This window comes from Mesorhizobium sp. P160927, from assembly GCF_057766385.1.
The window spans coordinates 5,084,306-5,096,775 of the sequence record NZ_JBYMDW010000001.1 but is presented as its reverse complement, the minus strand read 5'-3'; the positions used below and the strand labels follow the sequence as shown (position 1 = coordinate 5,096,775).

Annotated in this window: 11 protein-coding genes and 1 pseudogene; 6 read left to right on the top strand and 6 right to left on the bottom strand. The window is 65.6% G+C overall.

What is annotated here, in order from left to right:
* The first annotated feature begins 87 nt into the window (after positions 1–87).
* Positions 88–903, top strand: coding sequence for a septum site-determining protein MinD (minD, locus tag AC3CB8_RS24875; protein ID WP_023774841.1), 816 nt, complete (start codon positions 88–90; stop codon positions 901–903).
* Positions 900–1,172 (top strand): cell division topological specificity factor MinE, encoded by a 273-nt coding sequence (gene minE / locus AC3CB8_RS24870; protein WP_023774842.1) that lies wholly within the window; start codon positions 900–902, stop codon positions 1,170–1,172. Before minD ends, minE begins: the two co-directional genes overlap by 4 nt.
* An 83-nt stretch (positions 1,173–1,255) precedes the next feature.
* Here the strand turns inward: minE and AC3CB8_RS24865 are convergent, their stop codons facing one another.
* A complete protein-coding gene (locus tag AC3CB8_RS24865; protein ID WP_352563605.1) occupies positions 1,256–1,858 on the bottom strand; it encodes a sulfotransferase family protein in 603 nt (200 codons plus the stop codon).
* 269 nt (positions 1,859–2,127) lie between these two features.
* Between AC3CB8_RS24865 and AC3CB8_RS24860 the strand changes: the two genes are divergently transcribed.
* Entirely contained in the window at positions 2,128–3,588 is a 1,461-nt protein-coding gene (locus tag AC3CB8_RS24860) for a coiled-coil domain-containing protein (protein WP_352563606.1), read from the top strand.
* 163 nt (positions 3,589–3,751) lie between these two features.
* Here AC3CB8_RS24860 and AC3CB8_RS24855 read toward each other — a convergent pair.
* Positions 3,752–3,910, bottom strand: a pseudogene (locus AC3CB8_RS24855) (two-component sensor histidine kinase); the annotation flags it as partial.
* A gap of 161 nt (positions 3,911–4,071) precedes the next feature.
* On the opposite strand from AC3CB8_RS24855, the gene AC3CB8_RS24850 reads away from it, so the two are divergent.
* Both AC3CB8_RS24850 and AC3CB8_RS24845 read left to right on the top strand, forming a co-directional pair.
* On the top strand, positions 4,072–5,154 hold the full coding sequence (locus tag AC3CB8_RS24850) for a sensor histidine kinase (protein WP_023784428.1): 1,083 nt from the start codon (positions 4,072–4,074) through the stop codon (positions 5,152–5,154).
* A 200-nt stretch (positions 5,155–5,354) separates the two neighbouring features.
* On the top strand, positions 5,355–6,236 hold the full coding sequence (locus AC3CB8_RS24845; protein ID WP_352563607.1) for an EamA family transporter: 882 nt from the start codon (positions 5,355–5,357) through the stop codon (positions 6,234–6,236).
* Positions 6,237–6,526: 290 nt separating this feature from the next.
* Here AC3CB8_RS24845 and AC3CB8_RS24840 read toward each other — a convergent pair whose 3' ends face one another.
* A complete protein-coding gene (locus AC3CB8_RS24840; protein WP_352563608.1) occupies positions 6,527–7,453 on the bottom strand; it encodes a LysR family transcriptional regulator in 927 nt (308 codons plus the stop codon).
* 97 nt (positions 7,454–7,550) lie between these two features.
* On the opposite strand from AC3CB8_RS24840, the gene AC3CB8_RS24835 reads away from it, so the two are divergent.
* A complete protein-coding gene (locus tag AC3CB8_RS24835) occupies positions 7,551–8,561 on the top strand; it encodes a zinc-dependent alcohol dehydrogenase family protein (protein ID WP_352563609.1) in 1,011 nt (336 codons plus the stop codon).
* Between the two features lie 93 nt (positions 8,562–8,654).
* On the opposite strand, the gene AC3CB8_RS24830 is transcribed toward AC3CB8_RS24835, so the two are convergent.
* From AC3CB8_RS24830 to AC3CB8_RS24820, 3 genes are read right to left on the bottom strand one after another with little or no spacing between them, the layout of a single operon-like run.
* Positions 8,655–10,970 (bottom strand): xanthine dehydrogenase family protein molybdopterin-binding subunit, encoded by a 2,316-nt coding sequence (locus tag AC3CB8_RS24830; RefSeq protein WP_352563610.1) that lies wholly within the window; start codon positions 10,968–10,970, stop codon positions 8,655–8,657.
* Positions 10,967–11,950 carry an FAD binding domain-containing protein gene (locus AC3CB8_RS24825; RefSeq protein ID WP_352563611.1) on the bottom strand — a complete coding sequence of 328 codons (984 nt, stop codon included), beginning with the start codon at positions 11,948–11,950 and terminating at the stop codon, positions 10,967–10,969. Before AC3CB8_RS24825 ends, AC3CB8_RS24830 begins: the two co-directional genes overlap by 4 nt.
* A complete protein-coding gene (locus AC3CB8_RS24820; protein WP_023795643.1) occupies positions 11,947–12,429 on the bottom strand; it encodes a (2Fe-2S)-binding protein in 483 nt (160 codons plus the stop codon). The genes AC3CB8_RS24825 and AC3CB8_RS24820 overlap by 4 nt, the downstream gene beginning before the upstream one ends.
* Positions 12,430–12,470: the final 41 nt, after the last annotated feature.

The window sequence follows — 12,470 nt, the reverse complement described above, 5'->3', positions numbered from 1 at the left end:
GGTTTGGGATGGCATGATGGCAGGCTCTGACAACAGCCGTGCGGCGCACGGCACAACGAACGACAACAGGCAACGGAGGCTTTTTCCATGGGCAAGGTAGTGGTCGTCACATCGGGCAAGGGGGGCGTCGGCAAGACCACCTCGACGGCCGCGCTGGGTGCCGCGGTCGCCAAGACCGGCAAGAAGGTGGCGCTGGTGGATTTCGACGTCGGCCTGCGCAATCTCGACCTGATCATGGGCGCCGAGCGGCGCGTCGTTTTCGACCTCGTCAACGTCATCCAGGGTCAGGCCAAGCTGTCGCAGGCGCTGATCCGCGACAAGCGCGTCGACACGCTGTTCCTGCTGCCGGCGTCGCAGACGCGCGACAAGGACGCGCTGACCGAGGACGGCGTCGGCGAGGTGATCGACAAGCTGCGTTCGGTTTTCGACTATGTCTTCTGCGACAGCCCGGCCGGCATCGAGCGCGGCGCGCAGCTCGCCATGCGCTTTGCCGACGAGGCCGTCATCGTCACCAATCCGGAAGTGTCGTCGGTGCGCGATTCCGACCGCATCATCGGCCTGCTCGACGCCCGTACCATGCGCGCAGAACAGGGTGAGCAGATCGCCAAGCATGTGCTGGTCACGCGCTATGACGCGGCGCGCGCCGCGCGGGGAGAAATGCTCTCGATCGACGACGTCCTGGAAATCCTGTCGGTGCCGCTGCTCGGCATCATCCCGGAAAGCCAGGATGTGCTGCGCGCCTCCAATCTCGGTTCGCCGGTGACGCTGTCGGAACCGCTCAACAACGCGGCACGCGCCTATCTCGAAGCGGCACGGCGGCTCGAAGGCGAAGATTTGCCGGTGGTGGTGCCCTTCGAACGCAAGGGTTTCCTCGACCGTCTGCTCGGAAGGAGGGCCGCATGAGCATCCTCGACCTCTTCAAGCGGCGCACCAGCGCGCCGGTGGCGCGCGAGCGGCTGCAGGTGCTGCTCGCCTATGAGCGCCGCAGCCGTGGCCAGCCCGACCTCGTCTCCATTCTGCGCGAGGAGATCATGGCTGTGATCGCCAAGCATGTGCAGATCGACCAGGACTATCTCCAGGTCTCAATGGATCGCGGCGAGACCATGTCGACGCTGGAAATCGACATCCAGATCCCCAACAAGAGCGCCGTGCCGCTGGCCATGGCGGGGTAGAACCGTGCGCCTTTTCCTCGCCCCACTCCATGTGGGGCGAGGTGTCCGGATTGCCGGGCCGACACCGCCGGTTTTGGTCCAGATCAGTTCAGCGAAAATCTCGACCTGAAGCCCGCGGCGCTGTTGCGATTGGGATAGTCTTGATCCGGTATCGCAACGCTCAGATGGGTGCACAGCGGTTCCCAGCCATCGCCAAGAGCGTGGACCAGCAGCCGCTCCGGTGGCACTTCGGCGTACACCGCACGGACATTGGCCTCGTAGCAGGCAATGGCATGCGCTCGATCGCCCGGCCGGCCGCCGAACACCTGCTTGGCGATCAGGGCAAGGCCCAGCGATTCTTGGTCGACGCTTTGCTCAAGTCCCCTCGCGATCGTTTTTTCAAAACTCTCCCACCAGCTTTCGGCCGAGCGGTAGGTCAGGATCACCCTGGCAGTTGGATAGAATTCGATCAGTTCGCGCCAGTAGTACGCCGAAGGCCAGTCCAGACAGGAGACATAGCCCGACAGCAGCTGGTTCCAATCCGGCGCGGCACCTTGGGCCAGCGCACGCCACATCCGTTTCTGCTCCTCGTTGCCGATCACTTCATGCATGTGATGACAGGGGCCGTAGCCGAGAATGGCCAACGCCTTGCGCATCGAATCCGTGCCAGTTCGGCCAAAGCCGGTTCCGATCACCTTGATCGACATCTCCACCCCCTCCCGTTCGACTTGCAAGCGTTTGCTGGCAGCATATCAGGCTGTACACGGAATATGCACGAGAAGCGTTGACACCGCCGCGAACGCTACGGTCTGCGCCAGCCCGGTACTCGGCACTGGCTGTCGCGGCAGTGCAATCCCCAAATGTCTGAAATTTACATTTCCCTAGGGGGGCTTCCCCAGCGGAACCAGCGGATGTAAGGATACAAATTAGCAGTTTGTTAAATATCTGGTTTTGATTGCGTAAGAGGGAGTTCCGTATGAACTTCAAGAGCCTGATCAAGCGTGCTGAAGACGTAGACGATGCACTCCAGGAGTTGCAGGACGATCTGGCGGACGCCCTGGATGCCAGCCTTGACAGCGAATTCGAGGCACCGCCACAGGGCGACGATGTCCCCGCTGACCCGTCACCCGTCTCGCCACCCCAAGCCGATGCGGCGCAAGCGGAGGGCGCGGACAATCCCGACGATGCGGGCAACGCCGACACCGCCGAAACCACGCCACGACTGACGCCCCATGCCCAGACCCGGCTCGCGGCGTTGAACGCCTTCGAAGGAATGTTCCACGACGCCAGGGATTATCTGGATGAGATCAACGGCAAATTGTCGGAAATCTCGACCTCGCACCATCTGACGCGCGAATTCCTCAACATCCTCCACACCGACATTCTTCGCGCCAATGAGCTGGAACTCGCAAACGCCGGCCTGATCGCCGAGCAAAGAGCGCTGTCGGAAAAGCTGCACGACACGGCGGCGAAGCTGCGCGAGCGTGACAGCACGTGCGAAGTGCTGCAGCAGCGCGAGACAGACCTGGTCCAGGACCGGGACGCGCTTCGCGCAACGCTGGCGGCGGCAAGGCTTGAGCTCGCCGAGATGGGCAATGCCAGCGCCAAACGCGACGCGGAATTCGGCGACATCGCCAACCGGCTGACGGCAAGGACGGTCGAGGCCAACAGGCGCTTGCGCGAGAGCAAGATGCTGCGGGAAAAACATGTCAGCCTGTCGGTCGAACTCGACAAGGTGCTGAAGCGGGAGAGCCAGGCGCGCCACAGGCTGGACGAGCTTTCCGCAATCCACGCCAGCGAAGCGGCGCGCCTTGCCGAACTGATGGCGGCGCTCGGCAAGAGCGAGAAAGAGGAGATCCGGCTGCAGAAGGCGCTCGAGGCCACACAGGCCAAGCTGGCGGAAAAGACCGAAACGGCCAGCCTGATGCAAGGCGACTGGGAAGCCGAACGGGCGCGCGGCCAGACGGAAATGCGCGGATTGCGGTCCGGGATACAAGACCTGGAATCGCGGCTGGAGCGGGCCTCGAACGAGAACAGTGCGGCCGCCGCCGAAATCGCCAGGCTCAAGACCGACCTGGACGATGCAGTGGCCGAAAAGAAAATCGCCGATGAAAGATTGTCCGCGCTCACCGACGAGAACGAAGCGGACAAGCTGAGCCTTTCGAAAGCGAACGCCAATCTTTCGCAACTTGCGCTGCAACAGGCATCGGAGGACATACAAAGGGATGTCCAGCGGCAGGAATGCGAGGATTTGAGGGCCGAAATCGCGTCGCTCAATGCCCGGATCAAGGAATTGCTGCCCTACGAGCGGCTCCACAAGGCCACCAACGGCAAATCGCGCGAGGGCGAGGTGGTGGAGATCGCCGCCGTGGTGGCCGAGAAAGCCCGTGCAACGGGCAGACGTCCCATCCGCAGGAATCTGCGCGCCACGTCGTAGCGCGCTTCGCGGGCCTCGTTGCTTGGCAGTCCCAGCATTGGGCTGCCTTTCGCGATGTGGACGGGCCTGACCCAATCACACCGCCGCGAACACCACCGTCCGCGCCAGCCCGCCGCCCTGGCGGTTCTTCAGCCTCACGGTGCCGCCCGTAGCGCTCGATGATCTCCTCGTCGAGGAATTCGGCGCGCAGCCGCATGCGCGTGATCGGCGTGCGTAGGCCATGGCCGGCGGCGGCCACCAGCCGTATGCGGCTTTCCGTGGCCGTCTTCAGCCTGGACGAGAGCTGGTTCAGCGCGTGCGCCGTGGCCTTGACCTCGGCCGAGCGTCTTGGTGATGGCCTGGATTTCACCATGGCGTCGCCGTTGCGCGGCACCTGGCTGGCGAGGGCCTGCTCCTAATGCCGGTGAACGTGGCATTTTTGGCGATAGCTCGCGCATCGCTTCGCTGATATTGGTGCGTCCAGAGAATTCCTGGATGCAACAGATGACATCGAATTCAGATAAGGCGGAAACGGTCGAGCAGTTGCTGGAGACGCCGGACCTTGCTAGCGCGCTGGAAAGCGAACAGTTCAAGAAGTTCCTCGACCAGGTGCCGATTGCCATCGCCGTTTCGGACCTCAGCGGGCAGGAACGTGTCGTCTACGCCAATCCCGAGTTCGAGAAACTGTCGGGCCTAAGGGCGGCGAGCCTCGCTCAGAGGCATTGGGCGGCACTTTCGGGCATTGGCCTGCACCAGCAGAAGGACCGCGCGCTATCCGATGCGGTGGTCGACGGGACCGATTTCGTCGGCACGTTCCGGCTCGAGCGAGCCGAGGACAAGCATGCGATCGTAGACGTCTATTCCAACGTCATCGAGGACGACAACGGCAAGGCCTGCTTCCGGCTGGTGGCATTGGTCGACGTCTCGGTCCATGGCGAGACCGAAGATGCGGGCTCGATCGAGGAGCGCGTCCGCGAGAAAGACACGCTGTTGCGGGAATTGCAGCACCGGGTGAAGAACAATCTGCAGATGATCACCGCCCTGATCCGCCTCGAAACGCGCAATGCGACCGAGCCGGACCGGAAACGCTTCGAAAGACTGGCTGGCCGCGTCGACGCCTTGGCCATCCTTTACCAAACGCTATCGGGCGAGGAGCACAAGGAGGAGGTCGATCTCGGCGTCTATCTGAGCCAGATCGCGTCCGCCGTGATGAGCTCGCATGCTGTCGAGGGCATCCGCCTCGACATGAAGGTGGACACCTACCCGGTCTCGATCAACGTTGCCATGCCCACCGGCCTGGTGGTCAACGAACTGCTGACCAACGCGCTCAAGCATGCATTTCGCGGGCGCGACAGCGGGACGATCACGCTGCATAGCGTCGTGAACGGGGATGGCTGCCGGGTCGTCGTCGCCGATGACGGGATCGGGTTGCCGGAAGGCGAGAGCTGGCCCAAACAAGGCAAGCTCGGCGCGCTCATCGCACAATCGCTGACAGAGAACGCCAAGGCTGAGTTCGACGTGACTTCCAGCGCCGACGAAGGCACCCGGGTCACGATCGTATTCAAGCGCTCCGCCGCCGCGGCCTAGAGCAATCCCAGAAAAAGTGTGTAGTGGTTGTCCCGCCCGGTACCGCCGTTGCGGCGGAAATCCCTGAACCGAGGACGGCGGCCGTCTCTGGCCGTGCCCCCATCGAGGTATCCGCCCTGTCTCACGACAGGCAGGCTGGTTCATCCTATTGCAGTGCCGCCGGGCAGGTTTTCGCCTCTGCGCATGGAGGATGAACACAAGTGACATCAATGCCGGTTGCCAGCCGCGAAGCCGCACCCCTGCCGGTCGCCGCGCTGATGGGGGCCATGGTGTCGATCCAGATCGGCGCCACCTTCGCCAAGACGCTGTTTCCGGTGATCGGCGCGCAAGGCACGACGACGCTCAGGCTGGTCATCGGCGCGCTGATGCTGATCGCGGTGCTGCGGCCCTGGCAGGCATGGCCCTCGCGCGCCACCATGCCGTGGCTCGTCGCCTATGGAGTGACGCTGTGCGCGCTCAACCTTCTGTTCTACGCGGCACTTGCCAGGATCCCGCTCGGCGTCGCGGTGGCGCTGGAGTTTTCCGGTCCGCTGCTGGTGGCGACACTGACCTCTCGGCGGGCCAGCGACTTCGCCTGGATCGCGCTTGCCGTCGCCGGCATCGTGCTGTTGTCGCCCTTCATCCACTCGCTAAAGCCGCTCGACCCGATCGGCGTGATGCTGGCGCTGGCGGCCGGCGGGTTCTGGGCGCTCTACATCGTTCTGGCGCAGAAGGCGGGCGCGGAACTCGGCACCCCCACCACCGCCTATGGCATGGCGATCGCCGCCGTGCTGGTGCTGCCCTTTGGCATCGCCGAGGCGGGAAGCGGCCTGCTCGCGCCGTCGATCCTGGTCAGCGCGCTGCTCGTCGGCCTGTTCTCCAGTGCCCTGCCGTTCTTCCTGGAGATGGTGGCGCTGACCCGCATGCCGGCGCGCATCTATGGCACGCTGACCTGCCTCGAGCCGGGGCTTGGCGCGCTGGCCGGGTTCCTGTTCCTGCGGGAAAGCCTTACCACGCCGCAACTGGCCGGCATCGCCGCCGTGATCGTGGCCGCCGCCGGCACCGCGCTAACCTCGAAGCCGCCGGTGCCGTCGCCGGAGTAGGGGTGGACGCCAGGACCGCCCGGCGACGTCAATTTGGCGCGAGCCGGCTGCCTGTTGTCGTCAGAACTTGACGCTGAGGTTTGCCTTGGCGCCGTTGTCGACGCGCCACCGCCGAACTGCCCGGAATAGGACAGGCCGAGCGTGGCATTGGGCGACACTTTCATGTCGATGCCGGCTTCCACTACCGTCGAGCCGGCCTCGTCAACTCGTGTCGGACATCGGCATGCCCTAGCGACTCATTGGCCCTGAAGGCGGAGCGCGCGGTCTCTACCGCCAGCGGGTCAGCGGCTTTACCGCCAGGGCGGTTCCGGCGCGAAGCGCTTGCCGATCCAGTCGGTGAAGGCGCGGGTCTTGGCGGCTTTTCCCTTGGCCGAGGGCGTGACGACATAGACGGCGCCTTCATCCGCCAAGGTCCACTCCTCCAGCACAGGCACCAGCCGTCCGTCGGCAAGCTCGCGCCCGACCAGCCAGTCGGTGCTCATCATCAGGCCGAGCCCCTGCACGGCGGCCTCGACCAGCACCTCGGCATCGTCGCTGACCAACGGCCCGGATACCTCGACGCGCGCGCGCCGGCCCTCGCGGTCGGTCATCTCCCAAGCCGGAAAGGTCTGGAAGCCCGAGAAGCCCAGGCAGGAATGGTCGAGCAGCGCCCGCGGCGTCTCCGGCGTGCCGCTGCGGGCGAGATAGGAGGGAGCCGCGCAGAGCAGCCTGCGTCGCGTCGCCACCTTGCGTGCCACCAGGCGCGAATCCTCCAGGCTGCCCAGCCGCACGGCGACGTCGAAATTCTCGGCGACCAGATCGGTGAAGCGGTTGGAGAGTTCGGCCTCGATGCGGACATCGGGAAATTCGGCGAGGAATTGAGGCAGCAGCGGCCCGATCCACATGCGCCCGAACGTGCCGGGCAGCGCCAACCTGAGAACGCCGCGGGGGCGGCCTCCGGCATGCGCGGACGCGACGGCCTCGGCCTCGTCGACGGATGCAAGGATGGCGCGCACGCGCACCAGGAATTCGGCGCCCGCTTCGGTCAGCGAGACGCTGCGCGTCGTGCGCGAGAGCAGCCTCACCCCGAGCCGCCTCTCCAGCGATTGCAGGCGCCGCGACAGGATGGTCGCGTCGCGCCCGACCCGCGCCGCCGCTTTGGTGAAGGACCGCGCCTCGGCGATGGCCGCGAAGGCAGCCATCTCGGCAAGGGCAGCGGGTTCGTGAGATTGCTGCATAAATCACAGTTCTCAATTGCTCAAAGCAAGGATTATCCAGAGATAGCGCAACAAATAGGTTCACTCAATCCATCAATCGTCCCAACGGAGTGAAATCATGAAAGCCATCGAACTCAGCCAGCCCAGGCTGGACGCCTTCCGCGCCGCCACCGTTGCAACCCCCGAACCGCAGCGCGGAGAGGTGCTGATCCGCCAGCGTGCGGCGAGCCTCAATTTCGTCGATGTGGCGGTGGCAAGCGGCAATTATCCCGGACCGAGCTTTCCGCTCATCCCTGTCGCCGACGGCGCCGGCGAGATCGTGGCGCTGGGCGAGGACGTTGCGAAATTCGCTATCGGCGATCGCGTCGTCGCGCATGCCAAGCCGCGCTGGATCGGTGGGCCGCCGCGGCCTTACGAGATGAGGCAGATGCGCGGCATTTCGCTGCCGGGGTCACTGGCCGAATATGTCGCGTTGCCGGCCAATTCGCTTGTGCCGGTGCCGGCGCATCTTTCCTTCGAGGCGGCGTCGACTCTGCCCATCTGCGGCACCACCGCCTGGAACGCCATCCGCGCCGCCGATGTCGGGCCGGGCTCGTTTGTCGTGCTGCTTGGCACCGGCGGCGTCTCGATCTTCACCCTGCAGCTTGCCAAAACCGTCGGCGCGACCGTCATCATCACCTCGTCGTCGGACGAAAAGCTGGAGCGAGCGAAGGCGCTTGGCGCCGATCATCTCATCAACTACCGCGCGACGCCCGACTGGGACGGCAAGGTACTGGAGCTGACCGGCGGCCTCGGCGCCGACCTTGTCGTCGAGACCGGGGGCAGCGCCACCTTCGCCCGCGCCGTCAACGCCACCGCGCCCGGCGGCACGCTGTTCACCATCGGCTTCGTCACCGGTGCCGAAGCCACGATCAATCTGCTGCCGATCATCATCAAGGCGCTGAAGGTGGTCGGCAACAACACCGGATCCGTGTCCGATCTTCTCGACGCCGCGCGCGCCGTCGGCGCAGCCCGGATCGAGCCAGTGGTCGACAAGGTGTTTTCACCTCATGAAGCCACTGAAGCCTACGCTCACATGGCCGCCGGCGGCCTGCATTTCGGCAAGCTGGTGTTCGGGCTGGAGTGGTGATCGGCGCAGGCGCCATTTCTTCAACGTTGAAATTCGCGAAACCGTCGCAACGTGCAATCTCCCCCCTCGAGGGGGAGATTGGCAGCCTCACCGTTAAATTAGCTTATCCAGCGTGATCGGCAGGTCGCGTATCCGCTTTCCCGTCGCATGGAACACCGCGTTGGCGATGGCCGGCGCCATGCCGACGATCGCCAGTTCGCCGACGCCCTTGCCGCCGAGCACCGAGGAGTGCGGGTCGGGAATCCCCACCGAGATCACCTCGATGTCGGGGACGTCGGCGTTGGTCGGGACGAGATAGTCGGCGAGGTTGTTGTTGACGATGCGGCCGTGGCGGCGGTCGACGATGCCTTCTTCGAGCAACGCCTGGCCGATGCCCATGATGATGCCGCCCTTCCACTGGCTCTCGGCCAGCTTCGGATTGTAGAGGCGGCCTGAATCCAGCGCCGACACGACCCGCGACACACGCACCGTGCCGAAATCCTCGTCGACGCGCACCTCGACGAAATGGGCGCACCAGGAGTGGCGGGAATAGTCGCCCTCGGTGTGCGGCAGCGCCATGGCGATGGTGGTGTAGTTCCTATAGCGATCATCCGCTGTCGAATTGGCCGGCATGGTGTCGCCCGTCGCTTCGATGCGGTCGCGGCCGACGCTTTTCAGCAATTCGGCGATCGAGACGTCGGGGCCGTCGCCGCGCGGCGTGGCGATGCGGCCTTTGGCGACGACCAAAGTGTTGGCCTGCAGCGCGTTGAAGGGCGAGCGCGGATCGCTGATCGCCAGGCCGACCAGTTGGTCGAGCGCCGAGGTCGCGGCCTTGTGGACGGCGCCCGTCATCACGCCGGCCAGCCGCGAGCCGCCGGCGACGCCGGCGCGGGGGAAGTGCGAATCGCCAAGCTTCACCACCACGTCGTCGGCCGCAACGCCGACCGTTTCGGCGGCGGTCTGCGCCAAGATCGTGTAGGTGCCCTGGCCCATGTCGATCGAGGAGCTTTCGACCTGGACCGAACCGTCGGCCAAGATGCGCACGATGGCCTCGCCATAGGCGCGCCGCACCGGATAAGTCCCGGCGGCCACGCCCCAGCCGACCAGATGGTTGCCGTCGCGCATCGAGCGTGGCTCAGGCGTGCGCCTGGCCCAGCCGAAGCGTTCGGCACCCGCCGCGAAAGCCTCGCGCAACTGCCGGGTCGACCAGGCTTTTTTCGCGTGCGGATCCTGTTCGGCGTAGTTGCGCAGCCGGATTTCCAGCGGATCGATGCCGACCTCGTAGGCGAGCTCGTCGATGGCGCTTTCGATGCCGAAGGCCGACGGGTTTTCGCCCGGGGCGCGCATAGCGCCCGGCACCACCGAATTCACTCGCACGACGTTCTGTTTCGAGGAGAAGTTTGGCGTCGCGTACATGATCGAGGTGACCGAGCCCAGCGGCTCGACCCACATGCCGTCGATGGAGGTTTCGTTGACGCCGCGATGCACGATCGACTGGATTTTTCCGTCGTGGTCGGCGCCGATCGTCACCGTCTGCCGCGTCGCGGCGCGGCCGCCATAGCCGGTGAAGGTCTGCGGCCGCGTCATTACCAGCCGCACCGGCCGGCCGAGCATTTTCGCGGCACTTGCGGCAATCGCGCCATGGCTCAGCGCCAGCGCCTTGGAGCCGAAGCCGCCACCGATATAGGGCGACACCAGCCGCACATTCTCGAACGGCACGCCGAACCATTCGGCATAGGTGCGCGCCATGCCGTCCAGCCATTGGCTCGGCTCCCATACGGTGAGATGGTCGCCCTCCCAGCGGGCGATCAGGCCATGCGGTTCCATAGGCGCCTGGTATTCGCGCGGTGTGTTGTAGGCGGCGCAGACGCGCACCGGAGCGGAGGCGAAGGCGGCGGCCGCGTCGCCCCATTCCTTGGTCATGGCATCGACCGGGATGCCGTCGCCGGCCTTGCCGTCGCTGAGGTCGACGATGGCCGGCGTCTCATCATAGCTGACCTTGACCATCGCCGCGGCGGCCACGGCCTGCTCGAAGGTCTCGGCGACCACGGCGGCGACGTGCTGGCCCGAGAAGGTGACGTCGCGCGCCAGCGGGCAATACGGATTGTCCGGCGGCGGCGTGCCGAACCAGTCCGAGGCGGTTTTCAGGCTGATGATGGTGTCTGGTGTCAACACCTTGAGGACGCCCGGCGCATTCTCGGCCTCCGCCGTCTCGATGGCGCGCACCTTGCCGGATGCGATGGTGCTTTCGACCAGCACGGCATAGGCGAGCCCTTCGAGCTGCTGCTCGACCGCGTATCTCGCCGCACCCGTGATCTTGGCCGGGCCGTCGACGCGCGACAGCCGGCCGCCGACGGTCTCCACCTGCGCGCCGTCGGACGCGTCGCCATGTCTTCCGACGTAAACAGTGCTTGCGATGTGAACGGTCATGCCGCTTCTCCCAATTTGAGGATGGCGCGTGCGACGACGCGCGGCGCGAGTTCGACCTTGTAGCGGTTGGCGCCATGGTCGACCGCGCCTTCGACGGCGAGCAGGCTGGCCGTGCGAACGGCTTCCGGCTCGAGCACCTTGCCTTTCAGCGCGGCTTCCACGGCTCGCGCCCGCCAGGGTTTGGTGGCGACGCCACCGAGCGCCACGCGCAGGTTGCGGATGGTGCGCCCGTCGGCCTCCAGTTCGAGCCCGACGGCGGCACTGGCCGCGGCGAACTCATAGGACTGCCGGTCGCGGATCTTCAGATAGGTCGAACGGCGGGCGACGGCGGAAGAAGGGATTTCGATAGCGGTGATCATCTCGCCCGGCTCGATCGCGTGTTCCCTGTCGGGCGTCGTGCCTGGCAGCAGGAAAAAGTCCTCCACCGGCACGCGCCGTTCGCCGAGGTGGACCGTTGCGTCGAAGGCGACGAGCGCGGTGGCGAGGTCTCCGGGATACATGGCGATGCAAGCCTCGCTGGTGCCAAGCACGGCATGGCCCCTGGTGACGCCGCCGATCGCCGAACAGCCGCTGCCTGGTTCGCGCTTGTTGCAGGCGGCAAAGTTCGCGGGATCGCGGAAATAGGGGCAGCGCGTGCGCTGCATCAGATTGCCGCCGATCGTCGCCATGTTGCGGATCTGCGCCGAGGCTGCCTGCCAGAGCGCTTCGGAGATGGCGGGGAAGCGGCTCTTGATGTCCGCGTGGTCGGCGACATGGCCCATCCTGGCGAGCGCGCCGATGACGACGCCGCGCTCGTCGACCTCGATCTGGTCGAACCCCTTGAGATGGGTGATATCGACCAGCGTGTCGGGCTCGGCGACGCCGCACTTGGCGAGGTCGATCAGCGTGGTGCCGCCTGCCAGAAGCATGGCGCCGGGGAGCGCGGCCGGCTGGCGGGCGGCGTCAGCCGAGGTGGCGCGAAAATAGGAAAAATCCCTCATGACGCGGCCTCCAGCGCTGCCTGGCGCACGGCGGCGACAATGTGCGGATAGGCGCCGCAGCGGCAGAGATTGCCGGCCATGTATTCGCGGATCTCCTCGTCCGACCCGGCGTGGCCCTCGCGGATGCAGGCCACCGCCGACATGATCTGGCCTGGCGTGCAATAGCCGCACTGGAAGGCGTCCTGCTCGAGGAAGGCAGCCTGCACGGGATGCAGTTCGCCCTCCCGTGCAAGCCCCTCTATGGTGGCGATGGCGCGGCCCTCGGCTTGCGCGGCCAGCGTCAGGCAGGCCAGCACGCGCTCGCCGTCGACATGGACGGTGCAGGCGCCGCACTGGCCGTGGTCGCAGCCCTTCTTGGTGCCGGTCAGGCCGAGCCTGTCACGCAAGGCGTCGAGCAGCGTGACACGCGGCTCGAGTTCCAGCGTGTGATGCTGGCCGTTGATATCGAGATGGACGGGAATTGTGGTCTTGCTCGTCATGGGCGTCTGGCTCCAGTTGCTTGACGCTGTGGAATGAACTC